22 protein-coding genes are annotated in these 21,700 nt (G+C 60.0%); 9 read left to right on the top strand and 13 right to left on the bottom strand.

The genetic code is table 11. The features are described from left to right. From EDE09_RS17645 to EDE09_RS17625, 5 genes are all read right to left on the bottom strand, one after another. Positions 1–1,031, bottom strand: a 1,031-nt coding sequence (locus EDE09_RS17645; protein WP_132411982.1) for a HAMP domain-containing protein, incomplete at its 3' end; no start/stop codon positions are given. 4 nt (positions 1,032–1,035) lie between these two features. Further along, complete coding sequence (locus EDE09_RS17640) at positions 1,036–1,563, bottom strand: chemotaxis protein CheW (protein ID WP_105373554.1); 528 nt, start codon at positions 1,561–1,563, stop codon at positions 1,036–1,038. Beyond that, a complete protein-coding gene (locus EDE09_RS17635; protein WP_132411980.1) occupies positions 1,560–3,572 on the bottom strand; it encodes a chemotaxis protein CheA in 2,013 nt (670 codons plus the stop codon). The genes EDE09_RS17640 and EDE09_RS17635 overlap by 4 nt, the downstream gene beginning before the upstream one ends. Then, a complete protein-coding gene (locus tag EDE09_RS17630; protein WP_105373556.1) occupies positions 3,569–3,937 on the bottom strand; it encodes a response regulator in 369 nt (122 codons plus the stop codon). The genes EDE09_RS17635 and EDE09_RS17630 overlap by 4 nt, the downstream gene beginning before the upstream one ends. Next, complete coding sequence (locus EDE09_RS17625) at positions 3,934–4,263, bottom strand: hypothetical protein (RefSeq protein WP_132411978.1); 330 nt, start codon at positions 4,261–4,263, stop codon at positions 3,934–3,936. Before EDE09_RS17625 ends, EDE09_RS17630 begins: the two co-directional genes overlap by 4 nt. Before the next feature lie 337 nt (positions 4,264–4,600). On the opposite strand from EDE09_RS17625, the gene EDE09_RS17620 reads away from it, so the two are divergent. Continuing rightward, a complete protein-coding gene (locus EDE09_RS17620) occupies positions 4,601–6,334 on the top strand; it encodes a hypothetical protein (protein WP_132411976.1) in 1,734 nt (577 codons plus the stop codon). Positions 6,335–6,398: 64 nt separating this feature from the next. Here EDE09_RS17620 and EDE09_RS17615 read toward each other — a convergent pair whose 3' ends face one another. Beyond that, positions 6,399–7,484 carry an Ldh family oxidoreductase gene (locus EDE09_RS17615; RefSeq protein ID WP_245505184.1) on the bottom strand — a complete coding sequence of 362 codons (1,086 nt, stop codon included), beginning with the start codon at positions 7,482–7,484 and terminating at the stop codon, positions 6,399–6,401. Between the two features lie 201 nt (positions 7,485–7,685). Here EDE09_RS17615 and EDE09_RS17610 point away from each other — a divergent pair, with 201 nt between their 5' ends. The 6 genes from EDE09_RS17610 (at position 7,686) to EDE09_RS17585 (ending at position 14,195) form a co-directional block, all read left to right on the top strand. After that, positions 7,686–8,690 (top strand): GntR family transcriptional regulator, encoded by a 1,005-nt coding sequence (locus EDE09_RS17610; RefSeq protein ID WP_132411974.1) that lies wholly within the window; start codon positions 7,686–7,688, stop codon positions 8,688–8,690. A 143-nt stretch (positions 8,691–8,833) separates the two neighbouring features. Continuing rightward, positions 8,834–9,241, top strand: coding sequence for a 30S ribosome-binding factor RbfA (rbfA, locus tag EDE09_RS17605; RefSeq protein ID WP_112796181.1), 408 nt, complete (start codon positions 8,834–8,836; stop codon positions 9,239–9,241). A gap of 11 nt (positions 9,242–9,252) precedes the next feature. Then, entirely contained in the window at positions 9,253–10,182 is a 930-nt protein-coding gene (gene truB / locus EDE09_RS17600; RefSeq protein ID WP_105373561.1) for a tRNA pseudouridine(55) synthase TruB, read from the top strand. Between the two features lie 170 nt (positions 10,183–10,352). Further along, positions 10,353–10,622, top strand: a complete 270-nt coding sequence (rpsO, locus tag EDE09_RS17595; RefSeq protein ID WP_105373562.1) for a 30S ribosomal protein S15 — start codon at positions 10,353–10,355, stop codon at positions 10,620–10,622. A gap of 330 nt (positions 10,623–10,952) precedes the next feature. Next, positions 10,953–13,097, top strand: coding sequence for a polyribonucleotide nucleotidyltransferase (pnp, locus tag EDE09_RS17590; protein WP_132411972.1), 2,145 nt, complete (start codon positions 10,953–10,955; stop codon positions 13,095–13,097). Positions 13,098–13,187: 90 nt separating this feature from the next. Then, positions 13,188–14,195, top strand: coding sequence for a class I SAM-dependent methyltransferase (locus tag EDE09_RS17585; RefSeq protein WP_132411970.1), 1,008 nt, complete (start codon positions 13,188–13,190; stop codon positions 14,193–14,195). A gap of 68 nt (positions 14,196–14,263) precedes the next feature. Here EDE09_RS17585 and fabI read toward each other — a convergent pair whose 3' ends face one another. From fabI to fabA, 3 genes are read right to left on the bottom strand one after another with little or no spacing between them, the layout of a single operon-like run. Further along, positions 14,264–15,070 (bottom strand): enoyl-ACP reductase FabI, encoded by an 807-nt coding sequence (gene fabI / locus EDE09_RS17580; RefSeq protein WP_132411968.1) that lies wholly within the window; start codon positions 15,068–15,070, stop codon positions 14,264–14,266. Between the two features lie 4 nt (positions 15,071–15,074). Next, on the bottom strand, positions 15,075–16,298 hold the full coding sequence (gene fabB / locus EDE09_RS17575) for a beta-ketoacyl-ACP synthase I (protein ID WP_105373566.1): 1,224 nt from the start codon (positions 16,296–16,298) through the stop codon (positions 15,075–15,077). A gap of 46 nt (positions 16,299–16,344) precedes the next feature. Next, on the bottom strand, positions 16,345–16,860 hold the full coding sequence (gene fabA / locus EDE09_RS17570) for a 3-hydroxyacyl-[acyl-carrier-protein] dehydratase FabA (RefSeq protein WP_105373567.1): 516 nt from the start codon (positions 16,858–16,860) through the stop codon (positions 16,345–16,347). Positions 16,861–17,178: 318 nt separating this feature from the next. On the opposite strand from fabA, the gene irrA reads away from it, so the two are divergent. Then, positions 17,179–17,595 (top strand): iron response transcriptional regulator IrrA, encoded by a 417-nt coding sequence (gene irrA / locus EDE09_RS17565; RefSeq protein ID WP_105373568.1) that lies wholly within the window; start codon positions 17,179–17,181, stop codon positions 17,593–17,595. Between the two features lie 7 nt (positions 17,596–17,602). On the opposite strand, the gene EDE09_RS17560 is transcribed toward irrA, so the two are convergent. Beyond that, positions 17,603–18,256, bottom strand: a complete 654-nt coding sequence (locus EDE09_RS17560; protein WP_132411966.1) for a trimeric intracellular cation channel family protein — start codon at positions 18,254–18,256, stop codon at positions 17,603–17,605. Positions 18,257–18,363: 107 nt separating this feature from the next. On the opposite strand from EDE09_RS17560, the gene EDE09_RS17555 reads away from it, so the two are divergent. Further along, a complete protein-coding gene (locus EDE09_RS17555; RefSeq protein WP_105373570.1) occupies positions 18,364–18,837 on the top strand; it encodes a hypothetical protein in 474 nt (157 codons plus the stop codon). Here the strand turns inward: EDE09_RS17555 and EDE09_RS17550 are convergent, their stop codons facing one another. From EDE09_RS17550 to EDE09_RS17540, 3 genes are all read right to left on the bottom strand, one after another. Continuing rightward, positions 18,838–19,626 carry a YdcF family protein gene (locus tag EDE09_RS17550; protein ID WP_132411964.1) on the bottom strand — a complete coding sequence of 263 codons (789 nt, stop codon included), beginning with the start codon at positions 19,624–19,626 and terminating at the stop codon, positions 18,838–18,840. It abuts the gene before it with no gap. Between the two features lie 18 nt (positions 19,627–19,644). Next, the gene (locus EDE09_RS17545) at positions 19,645–20,364 is read right to left on the bottom strand and encodes a YoaK family protein (protein WP_105373572.1); all 720 of its coding nucleotides are present in this window, start codon (positions 20,362–20,364) and stop codon (positions 19,645–19,647) included. 110 nt (positions 20,365–20,474) lie between these two features. Beyond that, positions 20,475–21,683 carry a TIGR03862 family flavoprotein gene (locus EDE09_RS17540; RefSeq protein ID WP_132411962.1) on the bottom strand — a complete coding sequence of 403 codons (1,209 nt, stop codon included), beginning with the start codon at positions 21,681–21,683 and terminating at the stop codon, positions 20,475–20,477. Positions 21,684–21,700 lie beyond the last annotated feature (17 nt).

Here is a 21,700-nt window from a genome sequence, read left to right as displayed (position 1 = left end):
CGCATGGCACCGACAGCGCGGTTGACGGCCTGGCCGGAGGCTTCGGCGTCGCGCGACGACTGCCGGGCGATCTTTTCGGTCTGGGCGGCATTGTCAGCGTTCTGCTTGATGTTCGCTGCCATCTGCTCCATCGAGGCGGAGGCCTCTTCGGCTGACGATGCCTGTTCGGTGGCACCCTGCGACAGGGTTTCCGAACTTGCCGAAAGCTCCTGGCTGCCCGACGAGACATTGCTCGACGCGGCCAGCGCATCGGCAACAACGCCCCGAAGGCGTTCAATCATGACATTGACGTGGCCAAGTAGTTCGCCGATCTCATCCTTGGTAGAGATCTCAACCGTGCGGGTAAGGTCACCCTCTGCAACGTTGCGCACGCCAGCAGTTGCTCGAGCAAGGCCCCGGCTGATTGTCATCGAAATCCAGATGGCGGCTGACAACGCGATGACGACTGCAACGCCAGCGACGCCGACCATAAGGTTTCGCGTGGTTTCGTAAAGAATATCGGTTTCGGTGTTCGCATCGGCCAGCTGCTGTTTCGACAATGCCACCAGTTCATCGACGGCTGCGTCCAGTCCGTTGGCGGCCTCGCGCCCTTCGGTGACAGACAAGCGCTGGGCTTGGTCAGTCGCTCCCGCCTGAACGGCTGCGCGAATGCGATCGTCGACGGCATCTGCCTTGGCGGCGAATTCCTGAATCTTCAGCCAGCGAGGCTTGCCTTGCTCTGTGGCAATGCTGAGCGCTTTGTCGAGCGCAGTCTTCAACTCGACGCGTGCTGCGTTGCCCTTCTCGCGCGCCGCATCGATCTCCGTGGGAGTCGTGGCGGCAATCAGGTTCTTCTGCTGGCGGATGCTTTGCAACTGCGCCACGCTGACCCTCTGGGCGAGATCCAGGCGAGCGACAGGTCCGTTGGACATCTGCGTCATCGCATTATTCAGCTCGGAGAGACTGGTAACTCCATAGATCGCTGTCGCAAGCAACAGGACGATCATGACAGCGAAGGCCAGGCTAAGCTTGAGTTTGATCGTGAATTTCATGGTCTCACCTTTGTGCTGAGCCGTGGGAGATGGATGAATTGATGCGATCTGCCTCGGCGGCAAAAATCGCATTGAGATTGGGGACGATGATGAATTCCGTCCCTCGCTTGACGAGGCATTCGATGAAATCCGGCCGCCAACGCATGCCGACGCTCGGCGGCGGCTCGCCCGCAGCCCGAAGGAGTGTCGTCACCTCGTGCACCTTGTCCGTGCGGATGCCGGCGAGAACAGGCTCGCCATCGATGTTGATCGCGATGACGATGATGCGGCTGTCGATGGTCGGCTTCGTCGCTTCCATACCGAAAGCGAGCCGTATATCGGCAAGCGGAATAACCTTGCCACGGAAGTTGATCACGCATCCCACGAAGGCTTTGGCCCCCGGGACCACGGTCTCGGGCAGGAGATCCAGGATTTCCTGTACGATCACGGCTTCCAGCGCAAACATCTCGCCGGCGATGTCGAATGTGAGGACTTCCAGCTCGTTACGGCCGTTCCAGAGGTCTTCCGAAATCTTTCTGACTGCTTCGTTCATCCGGCCGCCCGCAGATGCGCCTCCTGTTGTTGTCCTTCGGTCACCAGATGTCCGACGTCGAGAATCAGCGCCACGTCGCCGTCGCCGAGGATGGTCGCACCGGAAAAGGTCGCGACGTCATGATGCAGTTTCGACATGGCCTTGATGACGGTCTGGTGGTCGCCGATGATCTGGTCGACCACCAGCCCCACGCGTTCCGAACCGGTCGAAATGACCACCACTTTCTGGAAAGGATCTGGTTTGGTGCCGGTGCGGAAGAGGTCGCGGAGCCGGAGGAAGGGCACCAGGCTGTCGCGCAGCGAGATGAAGCTGCGTCCGCGGGAGCGCATGTCTTCCTCGATCGACAGTTCCAGGCATTCTTCGACGGCAGAGAGTGGAATAACGTAACGGCCGGCGCCGACACGGACGAGCAGCCCGTCGATGATCGCCAGAGTCAGAGGGATCGCCAGCGAGATTTCAGAGCCCTGGCCCGCATGGCTGGCCACGTTGATCGTGCCGCGCAGGGCGTCGATGGTCCGCTTGACCACGTCCATGCCGACGCCGCGGCCGGAGAGATTGGTGACCTGCTGCGCCGTCGAAAAGCCCGGCTGGAAGATAAGCTGATAGAGTTCCTGATCGGTGAGGTTCGCGTTCGGCGGAATGAGGCCCGATGCTTCCGCCTTTGCCCGTACCCGCTCCCGGTTGATGCCGCGGCCATCGTCCTTGATGGTGATGATGACCTCGCCCGCCTGCTGGCGGGCGGAGAGCATGATCCGCCCCGCCTGAGGCTTGCCGGCGGCAAGGCGTTCATCCGGTGTTTCCAGCCCGTGATCGCAGGAATTGCGGACGAGATGGACGAGCGGATCTGCAAGTCGCTCGATGACGCTTTTATCGACTTCGGTGCTTTCGCCCTCGGTGACGAGCTCGATCATCTTCCCGGTCTCGTGGGAAAGATCGTGCACAAGTCGGCGGAACCGGCCGAAGAGCTGGGTGACCGGCACCATGCGCAGCACCATCATGGTATCCCGAAGCTCGCCGGAGAGGCGTTCCACGTCTTCCGAAACGGCGCGCAACTGCAGATCGCCGCTGCCGCCCGCAAGCTGGCTGAGGCGGGATTGGGCAATCACCAGCTCTCCGACCCGGTCCATCAGCTCGTCGAGCTTTTCGGCGGGTACGCGGACATTTTCGGAAGTTTTGCTGGCCTTGGCGTCGGTTGGGAGTGGAGCGACAGTCACAGGGGCCGATACGCGCGACGCTGAAGCCGTGACGGGCTCCGTTGCGGCTGGCTCGGCTGGCTGGACCGGTGTCTCCCGACTTTCCGGGGACCTTGCGGCGGAAGTGGCGGCCTCGACGGCGGTAATCTCCAGCTGCATGTCGTCCATGACGAAGATGAAGACATCCTCGATTGCCGAGCGGGGCTGGGACGTCAGCAGCTCTACATTCCAGGAGATGTGGAGATCCGTGGGGGAGAGAAGATCAAGTGACGGAATTGTGGAACGGTCGGCGACGATCCTGCATTCGCCAAGCTCGCGCAGTTCGTCAAGCAGCGGAAGAGGATTCGTTCCGTTCGCCATCGCGTTCTGCGGCAGACTGAAGCGAATCTTGAATAAGGTCCGGGCAGGTGCACTTAGGGCCTGAGCCGCGCTGGGATTATCGGCGCCTTCGACGGCTGCCCTCAGGTTTGCGAGCAATGCCTCGCTGGTTGCCTCATGATCGGCGGCCGGTGTTTCCACCAGTGCCCGCATGTGGTCCTTCGCTTCAAGAACGGCGGTGATCAGTGCCTGGGTTGCCGGAACCTCGCCTTTGCGGACGCGATCGAAGGCAGTTTCGCAGTGATGGGTGAAGGCGGCGAGGGCGTCGAAGCCGAACATGGCTCCCGAGCCCTTCAACGTGTGGAGACCGCGGAATACCGCGTCTATCCGATCCTTGTCGCCGAGGTTTACGTTCAGGTCGAGAAGGCCGGCTTCGATCTGTTCCAGAAGCTCGGCCGCTTCCGTTCTGAAAACCGCGATAGGATCGGGAAAGCTCATTTGCCAAGCACCTTTCGGACGATTTTCACGAGGCTCTCCGGGTCGAAAGGCTTTGTCAGCCATCCGGTGGCGCCGGCCGCTTTGGCCTGCTGCTTCATGTCGTTATCGGATTCCGTCGTCAGGAAGATCACCGGGACCCCCATGTGAGCCGGCATCTTGCGCAGCTCGCGGATCATCGTCAGGCCATCCATGTTCGGCATGTTGAGATCGGTAACGATCAGATCGAACTGGCCGGCATTGAGCTTGGCGATCCCGTCCATTCCGTCCACCGCTTCGGTAATCTGATAACCGGCATTGCTGAGGGCAACGCGGGTCGTCAGTCGGATGCTGGCGGAATCGTCGACCGTGAGGATACTGGCGCTCATTGAATTCCCCCTTGATGGAGCCAGAATGTTGCATCGTCAGCGGACATTCCTTCGAGGAACCCGCTGCGTTCCAGGACATCGAGAACCGAGCCGTTGGCAGGCTCGGCGAGCACGATGTTTTTCCCGGTGGAAACGGCATAGATGCGCGCAGCTTCCATCAGCTGAACAAAGCTGATGTCCGCCTGGCAGTCATCCGCAAACGCAATGGTTGTGGACCTGTTCTTGTCGATCAGCTGGAGCATTTCCTGCCGGATAGCACCTATTGCGCGTACCGTCAGGTTCGGTGGCAGATGAAAGCAATCTTCTTTAAAATCGGCGATAGACATCGAACCTCAATATAATTCCGCAACAGCTGAAATACCTGCAAAACACTGACCTTACATCGTTAATGGGGTGTTAATGGTCCGTGGCGAAATTTCGCGGCGTAATTATAATAAGTTGTAATTCGCATCCGTTTTCGGAGCGAAAAATTAACTACAAGCGGCAAAACCGGCGGCGTGTTTCGTAGGAATTAACCCCTTCACCCAAAGATTGGTCCCTGCGCAGGGCAAACTCACACCACGACTTTCTGGTGTGGCCCTGTTCCAAAAGGATGCAGGCGAGTTCATCGCCCGAGTTTCGGCAGGAGAAAGCCCCATCGGGGGGCTGAAAGGGTGAGGCAAAGTGGCTGTCAGGGCATCAGTTTTTGAGGTCGCGGAAAGCTCCGAGGACATTCTGTTCTTTATTGACCGGATGGAGGCGGCCCGGTCGCGTATCGAGGAACGATTCCTTGAGGGCGGTGCCGCGCTTCTATCCATTCTCGACGTACTCAACAAGCTGATAGGCTCGCTCGATCAGTTGACGGGCTCGCTTGATGAGGGAACGGCGAACGCCACCATGGCGGAATTAAAGAATACCGTGGACCGGCTATCGCACCTGACGGAACTGGAAGCTGTCCGCCAAGTGGGATTTCAGGAAATCGCACTAACGGAACGCAAGCTTCAGCCGCAGATCGAGGAGATGCAGGAGACGCTGCGCTACCTGCGAACCTTTGCCGTGACCGCAAAGATCACCGGGGCCGGTATTTCGGACTTTGCCGGTTTCGCCGAGGAAATTCTGGAAAGAATCCAGGAGGGCACGCGGCAGGTCAATGACTTTGCCGGCAAGCTCAGCACACTTGGCCAAGGCCTGGGTCCCGTCATGGTCAAGGGCAAGGCGACTTTGGCAAGTTATGACAAGACGGTGCCGCGCATTGTGGAAGGGCTCACGGAGGGCGCAGCGGAGATCGGCAAGCATCGCAAATCGCTTGTCGAGCGCGCTGTCAGAGTGCGCGCCGTGGCCGGTGCCATCCAGACGAAGTTGGCTACGACGCTTTCGGCAATGCAAGTCGGCGACATTACCCGCCAGCGCATCGAGCATTGCCAGTCGAGCCTCCGGATCTTGTCGGAATACCTGCGATCACCCGCTGCCGCCGGATTGAGCGAGGAGCAGCGCGAGAGCCTGTCGCTGATCATTCGCATGCTGGTATCCCAGCAGCTCAATCAGTCGATCTTGGATTTCGATCGGGACACGACGAAAATCGTCGCCACCGTTGCAAGTTTTCGCTCTGACCTGTCGGAGATCGAGGCGCTGCGTGCCGCGACAGCCGAGAACGGCTCCGGTGGAGGCGAGAGCGCGATCCGTGAGCTGGAAAACAGCGTGGCGGATGCCCGCAGTGCCGTACGGAACGTGGAGGGCGTTGCCAGCCAGGCAAGCGAACTTAGCCGATCGACTGGCAAGACGGTGCAGCAATTGCTCGACGGTATCGGCATCGTCCGGGCTGTGCGCACCGACATTCACTACATGGCGCTTAACACAAACTTGCGTTGCGGCAAGATCGGCGAAGAGGGCAGAGCAATCAACGTCGTCACCGCCGAGCTCCGGAATTTCGCGGCCTTGCTTGACGAGACGGCCGAGAAGATTCTCGCGGAACTCCACACTTTGGAGGCCGCTTCCAGCAAGCTGAATGGCGTTCAGGGTGAAAGCGAAGAGGAATCTCTCGATCTGCGCCTGGCTGCGGCGCTCGAAAATATCCGCGTGGTGGGTGACCGGATGGATGCCCAGATGGCAGCACTCGGTGACCAGAGCAAGACGGCTGTGGGTGAGATGGATGCGTCGCTGGCGCGCCTCAACTTCAATGCCGAGCTTGGGGAAGTGCTGCGCTCCTGTGCCAGGGAACTTGAGCTTGACGGTCCCGTGTCTGAAGCGCCCGGCATTGAGGAACCGCTCGCCGATCTCGGCGCCCGCATTGCTCGTCTCTACACCATGGTTGCGGAACGTGAACTGCACGCCGAGGTGTTGGGTACGGCCCCCCCGGTGGAGGTCGCCGCTGTCGCAACGGTTATGTCCGACGAGGACATCGACGATGCGCTCTTCTGACGTCACCGCCGGAAACGCGAAATTCTCCTGCAGTTATATAAGACAACGGCCCCAACCGGTATCTTCATGGCGCCATGAGGGGCGCTTCCAATCCGTATTGCTCGGCGAGTTTGGCGAAAGACTCGCGGGTTGCGGGATCGAGCGGGATGCCGCGCTGGCGGCGTTCCTCCGCGACCGCCCACTCCCGGTCTCCCGGAGCCATGACCCGCATACCGTCTCTTGCGGGCGAGCTGCGCAATGCCTCGAGGTAACGGTGCATGCCGGCCTGGAAGATCTCTTCGGAAACGAAGGCGCCGGGTCTTATCGCCACAATAAAGGCGCCAAGGGCGCGGGGCGTGGAAAAATCCGGCCCGTTCATCGGCAACAGGTCGAAACTCAACCCCATACCGGAAAGAACGGCGCTCAGGATTTCCACAAGGCCCGCCAGCCCCGCGCCCTTGAAACCGAATTCCGCGCCGAGTGGCGCCAGCATTTCCACAAGCGACGGATCCTGTGTGTCTTTACCTTCGATATTCGAAGCGACGGCGGAGGGAAGTTCTCGTCCGAGGCTGCGGTAAAGTTTCACGCGGTTGTAGGGTATAGCGCTCGTTGCCATATCCAGGAGCCATGGGTTTTGACCTTGAACGGGCACGGCAAAGGAAATCGGGTTGGTGCCGTGAAAGCGCATTGCACCATCGTGGAGACGAACGAAGCTGTCCGAGTTGCAGAAAGCGCCGCCGACATAGCCTTTCGCCGCCGCCTCCAGCGCATAGGCGCCGGCCGGCCCGAAATGTGAACTGTTGCGGATGGAGACCGCACCGATGCCGGCAGTTTCGGCAAGCTCGATAGCCTTTTCCATGGCGCGATAGGCGGCGAGCGCTCCATGGCCATGGCCCGCATCGAGCCAGGCAGCCGCTGCGCCGGTCTGGGTGATGCGTATGTCGGGCCGCGGGTCGACCCGTCCTTCTGTCATGACGGCTACATAGTGATCGAGAAGCCTGATCCCGTGGCTGTCAACGCCCAGCCGGGAACCATGCATCATGGCGCGCGTGGCGGCACCGGCCGTGGCTTCATCGGCTCCGACAGCAAGCAGTATCGCCCGGCAGAACCGATCAGCTTCCTCGACGGAGACGCGCATAACGACCTCTTCGGCAGCCGGTTTTGTGTTCATAGGATCGTCCTGTTCGAGCATTTCCGCGAATTAATGTACCATGTGTACACTAGACATCATAAAGCTTGTAGCAAGAACTTTGTACCTATTGTTTGGCGGCGGCGCCGGGACGCATGAATTGAACGATGGCGAGTCAGCTGGTAAAATTTCCGAAAACAGATATCGCGTTCTCAAGATGATCGCGGACAGGAGGCGGCGCGCATGAGCAGCGTGGAACGGCAGCGGCAGAGGCCGGCGGCGGGCGCTGCCCCTCGTCTCTACCAGCAGGTCCTCGAAATTCTGGCGACCCGCATCGCTGAGGGGAGCCTGGCGGCCGGTGTGCGTCTCAACGAATCCTCCGTGGCCGAACAGTTCAAGATCAGTCGTGCTCCTGCCCGGCAGGCCCTGGTCGAGCTGGAACGGCGTGGCCTTCTCGAAAAATCGGCCGGTCGTGGTTACGCCGTCCGCTCCAACACCTTTGGCGGCATGGAGGCCGCTGCTCGCATCCGGCCGATTGAGGACCTCCCCCTTACACAATTCTCTAGCTGGGAGAAGATTTATGGCGAGGTCGAAAGCGAGATCGCAGCCCGGTGTTCCTTCGCCGGCTGGCGCGTCAACGAGACGGAGCTGGCCCGATTTTACGACGTCAGCCGCACCGTGGCTCGTGATGTCGTTGGTCGATTGCAGCAGCGCGGCATCGTCCGCAAGGACGAGCGTTCGCGATGGATCGCGCCGGCTATGACGCCTGATTACGTGGGCGAACTCTACGAGCTTCGGTGGCTTCTGGAGCCGGTGGCGCTGGAAAAGGCTGCGGCAAAGACTTCGCCGCAGTTTATCGCCGGAATGCGTGCCAATCTCGAAGCGGCGGTCGAGAAGGCGGGCGAACTTGCCGGACCGGATCTCGATCGCCTGGAGGAAGAGCTGCATATCACCTTGCTCGGAAACTGCGAAAACCGGACACTGATGCAGGCAATCAGCTTGCCGCAGGCGCTCCTTGTGACACATCGGTTCCTCTATCAATGGATGCCGCGGCTTTTTGGCACCGAGCCGTTCCTCGCCGAACATCTGGAAATCGTCGAGCGTCTGCAGGCTGGGAGGGTCGAGGAGGCTGCGCAGTCGCTCAAGCGCCATCTTCAAGTCTCGCAGGAACGGGCGATCAACCGGATCACACTGGTCACGCGGCAGGTCAGCCCGCACGATGTGCCCTATCTGGAAAAGCTCGATTGAGGTTGCGGAATTGTGCTCCGCATCGAGATAGCTGCACCTAAAGCCTTGACCTTTGACCGCGTCTCCGTCATTTGGACCGCCTTTACGTGATGTAGCGCCGGATATGGGACGAGCCCCGTCGGCGCTTTGGAAGAGAAAACAAAATGACCAAGGCTACATCCTCGGCGCCGTCTCAGCGCATGCTTCGCGTTGGCGAACAGGTCCGCGCCGCCATAACCCAGGTCCTGCAGCGCGGCGACGTGCGCGACGATCTGATCGAAAAAACCGTGATCTCGGTATCCGAAGTGCGTATGTCGCCGGACCTGAAGATTGCGACGGCTTACGTCACTCCGCTTGGGCTTCCGGACCACAAGGCCGTCATCGATGCGCTCAACCGCAACGCCAAATTCATCCGCGGTCGGCTCGCCGGCCAGCTTCGGCAGATGAAATACATGCCGGAAGTCCGTTTCCGCGACGATACCAGTTTCGACAACTACAAGAAAATCGACGAGCTCTTGCGTTCGCCGGAAGTCCAGCGGGACCTCGACAGCGATAGTGAAGACCAGGAATAACCAGAGAACGTATGTCCAAACCACGCAAACCCAAAGGCCGGCCGGTTTCCGGCTGGCTGATCCTCGACAAGCCGATCGATTTCGGCTCGACCGAAGCCGTTTCCAAGATCAAGTGGCTTTTCAACGCCCAGAAGGCGGGGCACGCCGGCACGCTCGATCCGCTTGCCTCCGGCATGTTGCCGATCGCGCTCGGCGATGCGACGAAGACTGTGCCTTACGTCATGGATGGTCGCAAGATCTATGAATTCGCCGTCAGCTGGGGCGAGGAGCGCTCGACTGACGACCTCGAAGGTGAAGTTACGGCCGCGTCAGACGCGCGACCCGACGAACAGTCGATCCGCGATCTCCTGCCAAAATACACCGGCGCGATCAGCCAGATCCCGCCGCAGTTCTCGGCAATCAAGATCGCCGGCGAGCGTGCCTATGACCTCGCCCGCGACGGTGAGACGGTTGAAATTCCGTCCCGTGAGGTGGAGATTTTCCGCCTGACGCTGCTCGGCACGAGCACCGACAAGGCGCATTTCGAGGTTGAATGCGGCAAGGGAACCTACGTTCGCGCTTTGGCTCGTGATTTCGGCCGTGATCTCGGCTGCTACGGGCATATCTCCGAACTGCGCCGCACATTCGTCGCCCCGTTCGGGGAGGACAAGATGGTGCCGCTTGCGGATCTCGTAGCGCTGGAAACGATCGAGGACCGCGACGAACGTCTGGCCGCGCTCGATGAATTCCTGATCGATACGGCGGAGGCGCTTTCGAACCTGCCGCATCTGCCGGTGACCGACGATCAGGCGCATCGCCTGAAGATGGGCAATCCTGTAATCCTGCGCGGCCGCGATGCTCCGCTGGCGGAAGCGGAGGCTTATGCGACGGTGCGGGGCAAACTGGTCGCAATCGGCGAGATCGGACAGGGCGAATTCCGCCCGAAACGGGTCTTCGGCTAACCGCTCCTAAGCCCCGAATATCGGCTCTTCCAATCCGCCGGTGAATGGTTTATAGGCAGCGCCAGCATAAAGGTAGCCTTTGGGGCTCCTTTTTGCGGTTTCACGGCCAAGGCTGGACGACATCCCGGCTTTTGGCGTCCCTTATTCCTCTCCATAGAAAGGATCGTACGATGTCGATCACTGCAGAGCGCAAAGCCGCCCTCATCAAGGAATACGCTACCACCGAAGGTGATACGGGTTCCCCGGAAGTACAGGTCGCGATCCTCACGGAACGCATCAACAACCTGACCGAACACTTCAAGGACCACAAGAAGGACAACCACTCCCGTCGTGGTCTCCTGACGCTGGTTTCCAGCCGCCGCTCGCTTCTTGATTATCTCAAGAAGAAGGACGAAGGGCGCTACACCAAGCTGATCGGCAGCCTGGGTATCCGCCGCTAAGAACTCTTCCGGCGGGCCTGGAAACGGTGCCCGCCGTTTGCTTTTCGGGCCTTGCCCGATGACAATATCTCGCTGTGCGCTAAATAGTACGGCAGGAACCTACGGCGAACCCGGATGGGCCGGTTTCGCCAGCAACCACTGACCTGTCATGGGGCAGGATTGCCGGATGCTTTCGGCCAAAGCTCGAGTGCTTTGGCCAGGTTTTCTTAACAAGAGACCACCGCCAGAAGCCTCCTGCTGTCTTGCCCATGATGCGTCACATTGATTGCGGTCGATCATGCGTTGCGCCGGAACAGGCGGTGCGTGTGCTTCCGCATTGAAGGACAAGACATGTTCAATACCCACTCCGTAGAGATCGAATGGGCAGGCCGCCCGCTGAAGCTGGAAACGGGCAAGATCGCCCGCCAGGCTGACGGGGCCGTGCTCGCAACCTATGGCGAGACAGTCGTTCTTGCCACCGTGGTGTCTGCCAAGGCGCCTAAGCCGGGCCAGGATTTCTTCCCGCTGACCGTCAACTACCAGGAAAAGACCTATGCCGCCGGCAAGATCCCGGGCGGCTATTTCAAGCGCGAAGGCCGTCCGAGCGAAAACGAGACCCTCGTTTCCCGCCTGATCGATCGCCCGATCCGCCCGCTTTTCCCGGAAGGCTACAAGAACGACACGCAGGTTGTCGTCACCGTTGTTCAGCACGACCTTGAAAACAACCCGGACATCCTGTCGATGGTTGCGACCTCGGCCGCACTGACGCTTTCCGGCGTTCCTTTCATGGGTCCGGTCGGCGGCGCGCGCGTTGGCTATATCAACGGCGAATACGTCCTGAACCCGCATCTCGACGAGATGGATGAATCGAGCCTCGACCTCGTCGTCGCCGGTACGCAGGATGCCGTTCTGATGGTCGAATCCGAAGCCAAGGAGCTTCCGGAAGACATCATGCTTGGCGCCGTCATGTTCGGCCATCGCGGTTTCCAGCCGGTGATCGACGCAATCATCAAGCTTGCCGAAGTGGCCGCCAAGGAGCCGCGCGATTTCCAGCCGGAAGATTATTCCGCGCTCGAGGCCGAAATGCTCCAGCATTTCGAGGCCGAACTCCGCGAAGCTTATAAAAACACCCAGAAGGCTGAGCGTTACGCCGCTGTCGACGCCGTCAAGGCGAAGGTCAAGGCTCACTTCCTGCCGGAAGAGGGTGAAGCAAAGTACACGGCTGAAGAAGTCGGTGCCATCTTCAAGCACCTGCAGGCAAAGATCGTTCGCTGGAACATTCTCGACACCAAGAGCCGCATCGACGGCCGCGATCTGGAAACCGTTCGTGCGATCGTCTCGGAAGTCGGCATTCTGCCGCGCACCCACGGTTCGGCACTCTTCACCCGTGGTGAAACGCAGGCGATCGTCGTTGCCACGCTCGGCACCGGTGAAGACGAGCAGTATGTCGACAGCTTGACCGGCATGTACAAGGAGCGCTTCCTGCTCCATTACAACTTCCCGCCCTATTCCGTGGGTGAAACCGGCCGCATGGGCTCCCCGGGCCGCCGCGAAATCGGCCATGGCAAGCTTGCATGGCGCGCCATTCGCCCGATGCTGCCGTCCGCCGAGCAGTTCCCCTACACGCTGCGCGTCGTCTCGGAAATCACCGAGTCCAACGGCTCGTCCTCGATGGCAACCGTCTGCGGCACCTCGCTCGCTCTGATGGATGCCGGCGTTCCGCTTGCAAAGCCGGTTGCCGGTATCGCCATGGGCCTGATCCTTGAAGGCGATCGGTTTGCGGTTCTCTCCGATATCCTCGGCGACGAAGATCATCTCGGCGACATGGACTTCAAGGTTGCCGGTACCTCCGACGGCATCACCTCGCTACAGATGGACATCAAGATCGCGGGCATCACCGAAGAGATCATGAGGGTCGCTCTCAGCCAGGCCCAGGGCGGCCGCAAGCACATCCTCGGCGAGATGGCGAATGCCATCACCGAAAGCCGCGACCAGCTCGGCGAATTCGCGCCGCGCATCGAAGTGATGAACATTCCGGTCGACAAGATCCGCGAAGTCATCGGTTCGGGCGGCAAGGTCATCCGCGAAATCGTCGAGAAGACCGGCGCCAAGATCAACATCGAAGACGACGGCACCGTCAAGATTGCCTCTTCGTCCGCCAAGGAAATCGAAGCGGCCCGCAAGTGGATCCACTCGATCGTCGCCGAACCGGAAGTCGGCCAGATCTACGAAGGCACGGTCGTCAAGACCGCCGATTTCGGCGCCTTCGTGAACTTCTTTGGCGCCCGTGACGGCCTCGTGCATATTTCGCAGCTCGCCTCCGAGCGGGTTGCCAAGACCCAGGACGTCGTCAAGGAAGGCGACAAGGTCTGGGTCAAGCTGATGGGCTTCGACGAGCGTGGCAAGGTTCGTCTGTCGATGAAGGTTGTCGACCAGGCCACCGGCCAGGAGATCCCGCAGGAGAAGAAGAAGGCCGACGGCGAAGCCGCCGAGTAAGCTTCCTTCCTCCCAGGGAGAAAATTGAGGCGCGGAAGCTCTTCCGCGCCTTTTCTTTAGCTGAAACAGACACCTGCCCAGAGAACGACAATGAGCCGCGACGCTTTGAAAACCCTGCTTCATCCCTTCTTCACAGACGCGGTTCCCATGCCCCGCGACGGTGAACGCGTGATCTTCCTGGGCGCAGAAGGCGGCAGTATCCTGCCTGAGGGCTTCGCGGGTGAGATAACAGCCGTGCAACCCTTCCGGCCGCTTTTCCGCACTCTGCGGGAAGGTGCGTTTCCCGAAGCCGAAGGCGACGGCTATGACGTGGGGTTGGTTCTCTGCGGCAAGCATCGCGGCGAGAACGAAAACCGCACGGCGGAGGCTCTGGAGCGGGTCCGGGCAGGAGGCATGATCGTTATTGCGGGCGGCAAGGAAGACGGCATCCAACCGCTCAGAAACACGCTTCTGAAGCTCGGGATCGAGCTGGACTACACACCGAAATACCACGGTGTGGCGGTGTGGTTCGCGCGGCCGGAAAACGCCGATGCGGCGATCAAGGCATTGAAGAAGCAGCCCGTGACATTTGAAGGCCGGTTCGAAGCCGCGCCCGGCATGTTTTCCCACGACCGCATCGATCCGGGTTCGGAACTCCTGGCCGGTCGCCTGCCGACGGATTTCGATGGCAATGCCGCCGATTTCGGTGCCGGTTGGGGCTATCTGTCCGTGATGCTGGCGGAAAAGTCGCCGCGGGTAAATCGCATCGATCTTTTCGAAGCAGATTATCAAGCGCTGGAATTCGCCAATAAGAATCTTGCCCGCAACTGCCCGAACCTTAACGCCCGCTTCTACTGGCAGGATCTGGGCGCCGAGCCGCCGAAGGAAAAATACGACCTGGTGATCATGAACCCGCCGTTTCATGAAGCTCAGGCCGCCGATCCGGAACTCGGCAGGACGATGATACGGACAGCGGCGGCTGCACTTAAGAACGGTGGCCGATTGATGCTGGTCGCCAATCGCGGCCTGCCCTACGAGCCGGTTCTGGCATCTGATTTCCGGGAGCACGGTGAGACCTGCCGCAACGCTCGGTTCAAGGTTCTCTGGGCAAAAAAATAAGTCATAGAAAAAAGACCCTGCCGACATCATCGGCAGGGTCTTTTCTTATTGTTCCTGAGGCTTCGGGATTATTCCACGTCGGCTTTGCGGAGCTTTTCGAGCGTCGGCAGCGACGTGATGCTGTAGCCGGCGTCGACGTAATGAACTTCCCCTGTAACGCCGCGGGAAAGATCCGACAGAAGATAGAGCGCTGATCCGCCGATATCCTCGATGGTCGGCGTGCGGCGCAACGGGGCGTTCTGCTGGTTCCATGAATAGATGGCGCGGGCATCGGAAATACCGGCGCCCGCCAGCGTGCGCACCGGACCGGCCGAGATCGTATTGACGCGGATATCGCGCGGGCCGTAATCGGCTGCGAGATAGCGAACCGACGCCTCCAGAGCCGCCTTGGCAACGCCCATGACATTGTAGTTGGGAATCACTCGCTGGGAGCCGTTGTAAGTCAGCGTCAGCATTGAGCCGCCATTCGGCATCAGCTCGGCGGAGCGCTTGGCGATTTCGGTGAATGAGAAGCACGAAATGACCATCGTCCGGCTGAAGTTTTCCCGCGTCGTGTCCGCGTAAAGGCCTTTCAGCTCGTTCTTGTCGGAAAAGCCGATGGCGTGGACGAGGAAGTCCAGGGTACCCCAGCGTTCCTTGATGGCCGCGAAAGTCGCATCGACCGAAGCGATATCCTCGACGTCACAAGACACGACGAAATCGGAACCGAGTTCCGCCGCAAGCGGCTTCACGCGTTTCCCCAGTGCGTCGCCCTGAAAGGTGAAGGCAAGCTCGGCCCCTTGGGCAGCGACTGCCTTGGCAATCCCCCAGGCGATAGAATGGTTGTTGGCGACCCCCATGATCAGGCCGCGTTTCCCCTGCATGATTCCCGTCATGGAATTATCCGTTGTAGCGCTGGAAGACGAGCGTGGCATTGGTGCCGCCAAACCCGAAGGAATTGGAAAGAGCAATATCGATCTTGGCATTGTCGATGCGGCTGCGAACGATCGGCACGCCTTCGAATTCCGGATCGAGGTTCTCGATATGGGCGCTCTCGCCGATGAAACCTTCCTGCATCATCAGGAGGCTGTAGATGGATTCCTGCACGCCGGCACCGCCCAACGAATGGCCGGTCAGTGACTTTGTCGACTGGATGTGAGGTATCTTTGCGCCAAACACTTCGCGGATGGCGCCGATCTCCTTGGAATCCCCGACCGGTGTGGAGGTGCCGTGAGTATTGATGTAGTCCACGTCGCCTTTTACGGTTGCAAGCGCCTGACGCATGCAGCGCACGGCGCCCTCGCCGGAGGGAGCGACCATGTCGTACCCGTCCGAAGTGGCGCCGTAGCCGACGAGTTCGGCGTAGATTTTTGCGCCGCGGGCCTTTGCATGCTCCAGTTCTTCCAGAACCAGGACGCCCGCTCCGCCGGCGATTACGAACCCGTCGCGGTCGACGTCATAGGCGCGCGATGCCCTGTCGGGATCATTGTTATATTTGGTCGACATGGCACCCATGGCGTCGAAAAGGTTCGACATCGTCCAGTCGAGATCTTCGTGGCCGCCGGCAAACATGACGTCCTGCTTGCCCCACTGGATCATCTCCGCCGCGTTGCCGATGCAATGGGCGGAGGTCGAGCAGGCCGACGAGATGGAATAGTTCACGCCGTGGATCTTGAACCAGGTTGCAAGCGTTGCGGAAGCCGTCGAAGACATGGCCTTCGGCACGGCGAACGGACCGATCCGCTTCGGGCTGTTGTTCTTGATGGTGATCTCTGCCGCTTCGATCAGCGTCCGCGTCGAGGGGCCGCCAGAGCCCATGATGATGCCGGTACGCTCGTTCTCGCTGTAGTCCTTTTCCTCCAGTCCCGAATCCGCAATCGCCTGCTTCATTGCAACATGGTTCCAGGCGCCGCCTTGGGACAGGAAGCGCATGGCGCGGCGGTCCACGAGATCGGTCGGGTCAAGCGACGGTCTGCCCCACACTTGGCATTTGAAGCCGTGTTCGGCAAAATCTGGTGAGAATGAAATGCCGGACTTTGCCTGACGCAAGGATTCGGTGACTTCGGCGGCATCGCTTCCGATCGAGGATACGATACCGAGACCCGTGACAACTACCCGTCTCATCTCATCAAAACCTTTTCTTACTGTCCTGTTTCGGCACGAGCCGCCGTCAGGCTGCCTTTTCCTTCGACAGGCCTACACGGAGGTCGGTCGCCTGATAAATGGTTTCTCCATCCGCCTTCAGCCAGCCATCGGCGGTGCCGAGCACCAGTCGGCCGCGCATGACGCGCTTGAAGTCGATGCCGTATTCCAGAAGCTTGGTGTCCGGGCGGATCATGCCCTTGAACTTCACTTCGCCGGTGGAGAGCGCCATGCCACGACCCGGCTCGCCGAGCCAGCCCAGGAAGAAACCGGTCAGCTGCCACATCCCATCGAGACCCAGGCAACCAGGCATGATCGGATTGCCTTCGAAGTGGCAGGGAAAATACCAGTCGTCGGGGCGCACATCGTATTCTGCCCGAAGGTAGCCCTTGTCGAAAGCGCCGCCCGTTTCGGAGATATCCGTGATGCGGTGAACCATCAACATGGGCGGCAGGGGCAACTGTGCGTTGCCAGGCCCGAATAGCTCGCCGTGTGCACAGGCAATAAGTTCTTCATAAGAGAAGCTGGACTGTCTGCTTGCCATAAAATTCCGTTCCCCCCGTTGAAGCCTTCGACCTTTTGTTGTGTGACCATTATTGCATGAATGGTCGGATTTAAAGCGTGCCGACAGCGCCCCACATTCCGCCCGGGGATGGCGGCCAGATGCGGGAACATCCGTCTGTTCAGGTTCGCATATAGGAAGCTACGGGCGCAAACCAGAGGCTTGTGGAGGAAATAACGCGATTTTCGGCACGTTAAGAGGGGTATCCTCCGGAAAGTATTGAAAGTGGTGCCTGTAAAAGTTATATCGCAAAGTCAAGATACCTTATATTCACATGCACGGTGGGAGCTGACAGGTACTATGGCTGAAGCCATTACTGACATCGAGACGAGATTGCGCCATTCTGGCCTGCGTCCGACCCGGCAGCGTGTGGCACTCGCCGACCTGCTGTTCGCCAAGGGCGACCGTCATCTGACTGTCGAGGAACTGCACGAAGAGGCGACGGCAGCAGGCGTTCCGGTGTCGCTTGCCACGGTATATAATACGCTTCATCAGTTTACCGAGGCCGGCATGATCCGGGTCCTTGCGGTCGAGAGCGCCAAAACCTACTTCGACACGAATATTTCGGACCATCATCACTTCTTCGTTGAAGGCCGAAACGAAGTCATGGATATTCCCGTGAGCAACCTGGAGATCGGCAACCTGCCGGAAGCTCCGGAGGGCATGGAAATAGCTCATGTGGATGTGATCATCCGCCTGCGCGAGAAGAAGGCCTGATAAAGGCTTACTCCCCTCTTTTCCCCTTGATGGCCTCGGCTGCGGGCCTGCCCGGCCGTGGCCTGTATCGCGGCAAAGTCCAGCCGTAATGGATTGCGCCGCCGCGCAGCAGGAACGCGGCTGCCGCCCCCAGGCCGGAGCTGACGGAGAGCGGCAGATCGAGGGCGTTCGCTGCGGTAAAGGTGCCAGCCCCGGCAAGAGTTGCGGTAATATAGATTTCAGGGCGGAGAAGGACGGACGGCTCGTTGGCGAGAAGATCGCGGAGAATACCTCCGAATGCTGCGGTCAGTGCACCGGTGACGATGGCAATGGTCGGCGACCCGGAGACATCAAGACCTTTGGCCGCTCCAAGTACGCTGTAGGCGGCAATCCCTACCGCATCGAGCCAGATCAGCATCCGATAACGCCACTCCACGCGATGCGCCGTGCAGAAAACGAAGGCGCCGGTTGTCACGCAGATCAGGATATAGGTGGGATCCAGAACCCAGAAGACCGGCGTTCGCCCCAGAATGATGTCTCTCAACGTGCCGCCGCCGAGCCCGGTGACGGCGGCAAAGAAGAGGAAGCCAACGAGGTCGAGCTCCTTTCGCGAGGCGGCAAGGGCACCTGTTGCCGCAAACAGAGCGACACCGGCATAATCGAGCATCATCAGCAGTGACATGCAAACTCCAGCGTCGCGCAAGTGGCAGAACCTACCATAACCGCGGATAGTCGCGCCCGCCATCGGTGGTTGCGCGCCGTAAACAGATGAATTTGCGGAGGAAAGCCGTGAAGAGGCTCCTGATCGTTCTCGCCCAGGTCGTGGCGCTGATCCTGGCTCCTGCTCTTGCCCACGGGCAGCAGCAGCTCGTCAGCGATCCGGAAATCTATGAAAAGGATCATTTCCGCAGCGAGTGCAAGATCGCCCAGTTCGATCCGGGCTTCATCGAACGGTTCGATATCAACAACGACGGGATTATCGACCTCGTGTCGAATCACGGCAAACTCGTCTGCGACGGGAAACGCGGCCCGGCCTGCAGCAATGACGGCTGCCCCTATAACTTCTATCTCCAGGCCAAGGAGGGTGGCTATTTCATGATCGCTACCGCGCAGCTCTACGGCTACGATTTCGTCAAGTATTTCGGCAATATGGTCTTCCTGTTGAAGATGCACCCGCGCTATTGCGACCGCACCGACGCCGAACCATGTGAGATGCGCGTGCGTGTAAAGGGCGGGCGCTTCCTGACGATCTCGAAGAAATAGTCACTGCGGAAAAGTCGTCCCGATTCGCCCCGTCAGATAATAGGCGACAAGGCTCATCCATTCCCGTGCGGCGGTGGTGGCAAGTTGGGCGTTGAGAGACGGTTGCGTAAAATCCACCGACCAAGAGACGACGCCGCTCGTGCGGTAGTCCACCGGCCAGGGCGTGAACGCGATTCCCGCTTTACGGAAAAGACCGACCGATCGCGGCATATGATAGGCCGAGGTGATCAGCAGGCAATTTTCGAGCCCCTCGCTTTTCAGGAGCTCGGCTGTCTTGAGGGCATTCTCATAGGTCGTCCGCGAGGCATTCTCCTTGACCAGCCGGTCTGTCGCCACGCCGAAAGCGGCAAAGAAGCGTTCGGCGGTTTGGGCTTCGCCTTCGTAGCCGCCGCTGATCGATCCGTCTCCACCTGAAATCAGGAGCCGTGCCTGCGGATGATTTCGCGCGAGCCGCAGCGCTTCGACAAAACGGTCGGCCGCCTGGTTGAGCTCGATGCCGCCGCGCGCCGTGTTGATCTCGTTGTCGAAGGCCCCGCCGAGTACGATCATGCAGGCAACATCCACTGGATCTGAGGCCTGCCTCGCAAAGCGCGCTTCCAGTATCTGCAGCGCCACGGTGCCTGTCGTCGTGAAGAGTGTAACGAGCAGAACGAGAGCGGCGAGCAGCGCGGAAAGGCCGCTGAGCCCGCGCCGTCCGGCAAAGGCAAGCAGTGCCGCCAGGGCGCTCAACAGAAATGCGACCGACAGCGGCTGGGCGAACACCCAAAAAAGCTTTGAAAGCAGGAACATATGGCCCTTCGGAAGTGTCTATGCGCGGCGCCTTGCGGCCCCCATCGGCTGCTGGTGGAAATGCAGATGCAAGGACCGTGGCAGAAGAATGGTGGCGAAGGCCAGAAAAACCACAGCCAGCACGACGACCCAAAGGGCATTGTTGCCGAGATATTTTGTAACGAACGCCCCGGACACGGCGCCACACGCCATGCCTGTCCAGGGCACCGTCTGAATGACCCACCCTGTCGGATTGCGATCCCCCACGATCCAGCGGCCGATCCCGCGCCCGAAGCGCGACAGCGCACCGGTAATATAGGTGAGCCCGATCGGCAACCCTTCGATATGTTCGACGGTTGCGTTGATCATGCCCATGGCCAGAATGACGAGGTAAAACTGTATCCGCGGATATTCCGCCTCGGGAAGGAACGCCGCTACGGCAAGTGTCACGGCGACGCCTGTGAGGACGACGAAGGTTCGCAGCACCGAAAGCGTGTGGGCAAGCACGATGCCGAGCGCGTTGCCGATGACGAAAACCCATAGGGCGAAATAAAGGATCAGCGCATGGGAATAGTCGCTGTTTGCGAAGGACAAGGCAGCGCGGGTGGTGTTGCCGGTCATGAATGAAACGAAATCACCGGAAAGAAGGAGGCCGACCGCGTCGGTCATTCCGGCGACGAAGGAAATCGCTGCGACGAGCGCCAGACCGGTAACTGTGCGTCTTCTTTTGATGATATAGCGGCGTCTTGCCCTGCTCATGGAGGCCCCTTCCTCCCCTTGTTTTGTGCGAATCGAGTTGCGGATGCGTTCTTCCGGAACGATGCCGGATCAGTTGGAAAGAAATCGGAAATAGTGGCCGGAGGCCAGTCCTATTTCGTCCGTAGCCAGTTCTCGATACCCTTAGCCGCAGCCCGCCCTGTCGAAAAGCACGCTGTGAGCAGGTAGCCGCCGGTCGGCGCCTCCCAATCCAGCATTTCTCCAGCCGCAAAAAGCCCCGGTACCGCCTTCAGCATATAGTTCTCGTCGAGCTCGCTCCAATCGAGCCCGCCTGCAGACGATATGGCTTCGGTGATAGGCCTCGGGCGAAGAAGTGGGATCGGCAGGCCTTTCATAAGGATTGCCAGCTCCTGGGGAGGAAGCTGATTTGCCTGGGGAACGAGTTCGCGAATGAGAGCTGCCTTTACGCCTTCCAGGCCGGCACCCTTGCGAAGCCGATTGGCAAAGCTGGCTTTGGCATCCTGCCGAGCGAGGTCCCGCTCAAGGCGTTCGACCGATCGGCCCGGAGCAAGATCGACGGCCAGGTTTGCATGTCCGTGGCGTTTCAGCCTGTCTCGCAATGCGGCCGAATGCGCATAGACCAAGCTCCCTTCGATCCCATGTTTGGAAATCACGAATTCACCCTGGAGCGTGCCCGCGGCTGATGTGGCCGATACGGATTTGACGGGCGCTCCTTCAAAGCGCTGACGAAACGTATCGCTCCAGTCGACGTCGAAACCGCAATTCGCCGGCTGAAATTCATTGATGGTAATCCCCATCTCTTGCAGCCAGGGCACCCAGGCAGCGTCGGAGCCGAGCCGTGGCCAGCTTGCCCCTCCGAGCGTAAGCAGCGTTGCGTCAGGGTGAAGTGTAATTCCGCCATCCGGTGTCTCGAACCGATAGCCGCCATCGGCGAAGCCGACCCATCGATGCCGCGTGCGGAGCTTTACGCCTTGGACCTCAAGCCTTCGCAGCCAGGACCGCAGGAGTGGTGAAGCCTTCATTGCAGTCGGAAAGACGCGACCGGAGGTGCCGACGAAGGTTTCAATCCCAAGGCCCTCGGCCCAGCGCCGGACATCTTCCGGCGTGAAAGCATCGAGTGCGGGCAGCAGGCGAGCGGAGGCCGCGCCAAATCGTCCTGCGAATCGCTGATATTCCTCCGAATGGGTGATGTTGAGACCGGACTTGCCGGCCAGCAGGAACTTGCGGCCAAAGGTCGGCATGGCTTCGTAAAGCGTAACGGAGTAGCCGGCGGCAGAGAGGACCTCCGCCGCCATCAGTCCTGCCGGCCCGCCGCCGATGATCGCGATCTGTTTTGTCATGACCTCCGGTTACGGCA

Source organism: Neorhizobium sp. S3-V5DH (genome assembly GCF_004343065.1).
Taxonomy (GTDB): Bacteria; Pseudomonadota; Alphaproteobacteria; order Rhizobiales; family Rhizobiaceae; genus Neorhizobium; species Neorhizobium huautlense.
The sequence above is the reverse complement of the archived record's forward strand: the minus strand, read 5'-3'. Positions and strand labels throughout refer to the sequence as shown.

Bases quoted from the DNA above. Each gene is read 5' to 3' on its own strand.
- EDE09_RS17640 (WP_105373554.1), bottom strand. From the start codon at position 1,563: ATGAACGAAGCAGTCAGAAAGATTTCGGAAGACCTCTGGAACGGCCGT.
- EDE09_RS17635 (WP_132411980.1), bottom strand. From the start codon at position 3,572: ATGAGCTTTCCCGATCCTATCGCGGTTTTCAGAACGGAAGCGGCCGAG.
- EDE09_RS17630 (WP_105373556.1), bottom strand. From the start codon at position 3,937: ATGAGCGCCAGTATCCTCACGGTCGACGATTCCGCCAGCATCCGACTG.
- EDE09_RS17625 (WP_132411978.1), bottom strand. From the start codon at position 4,263: ATGTCTATCGCCGATTTTAAAGAAGATTGCTTTCATCTGCCACCGAAC.
- EDE09_RS17615 (WP_245505184.1), bottom strand. From the start codon at position 7,484: ATGAACACAAAACCGGCTGCCGAAGAGGTCGTTATGCGCGTCTCCGTC.
- EDE09_RS17610 (WP_132411974.1), top strand. From the start codon at position 7,686: ATGAGCAGCGTGGAACGGCAGCGGCAGAGGCCGGCGGCGGGCGCTGCC.
- rbfA (WP_112796181.1), top strand. From the start codon at position 8,834: ATGACCAAGGCTACATCCTCGGCGCCGTCTCAGCGCATGCTTCGCGTT.
- truB (WP_105373561.1), top strand. From the start codon at position 9,253: ATGTCCAAACCACGCAAACCCAAAGGCCGGCCGGTTTCCGGCTGGCTG.
- rpsO (WP_105373562.1), top strand. From the start codon at position 10,353: ATGTCGATCACTGCAGAGCGCAAAGCCGCCCTCATCAAGGAATACGCT.
- pnp (WP_132411972.1), top strand. From the start codon at position 10,953: ATGTTCAATACCCACTCCGTAGAGATCGAATGGGCAGGCCGCCCGCTG.
- EDE09_RS17585 (WP_132411970.1), top strand. From the start codon at position 13,188: ATGAGCCGCGACGCTTTGAAAACCCTGCTTCATCCCTTCTTCACAGAC.
- fabI (WP_132411968.1), bottom strand. From the start codon at position 15,070: ATGACGGGAATCATGCAGGGGAAACGCGGCCTGATCATGGGGGTCGCC.
- fabB (WP_105373566.1), bottom strand. From the start codon at position 16,298: ATGAGACGGGTAGTTGTCACGGGTCTCGGTATCGTATCCTCGATCGGA.
- fabA (WP_105373567.1), bottom strand. From the start codon at position 16,860: ATGGCAAGCAGACAGTCCAGCTTCTCTTATGAAGAACTTATTGCCTGT.
- irrA (WP_105373568.1), top strand. From the start codon at position 17,179: ATGGCTGAAGCCATTACTGACATCGAGACGAGATTGCGCCATTCTGGC.
- EDE09_RS17560 (WP_132411966.1), bottom strand. From the start codon at position 18,256: ATGTCACTGCTGATGATGCTCGATTATGCCGGTGTCGCTCTGTTTGCG.
- EDE09_RS17550 (WP_132411964.1), bottom strand. From the start codon at position 19,626: ATGTTCCTGCTTTCAAAGCTTTTTTGGGTGTTCGCCCAGCCGCTGTCG.
- EDE09_RS17545 (WP_105373572.1), bottom strand. From the start codon at position 20,364: ATGAGCAGGGCAAGACGCCGCTATATCATCAAAAGAAGACGCACAGTT.
- EDE09_RS17540 (WP_132411962.1), bottom strand. From the start codon at position 21,683: ATGACAAAACAGATCGCGATCATCGGCGGCGGGCCGGCAGGACTGATG.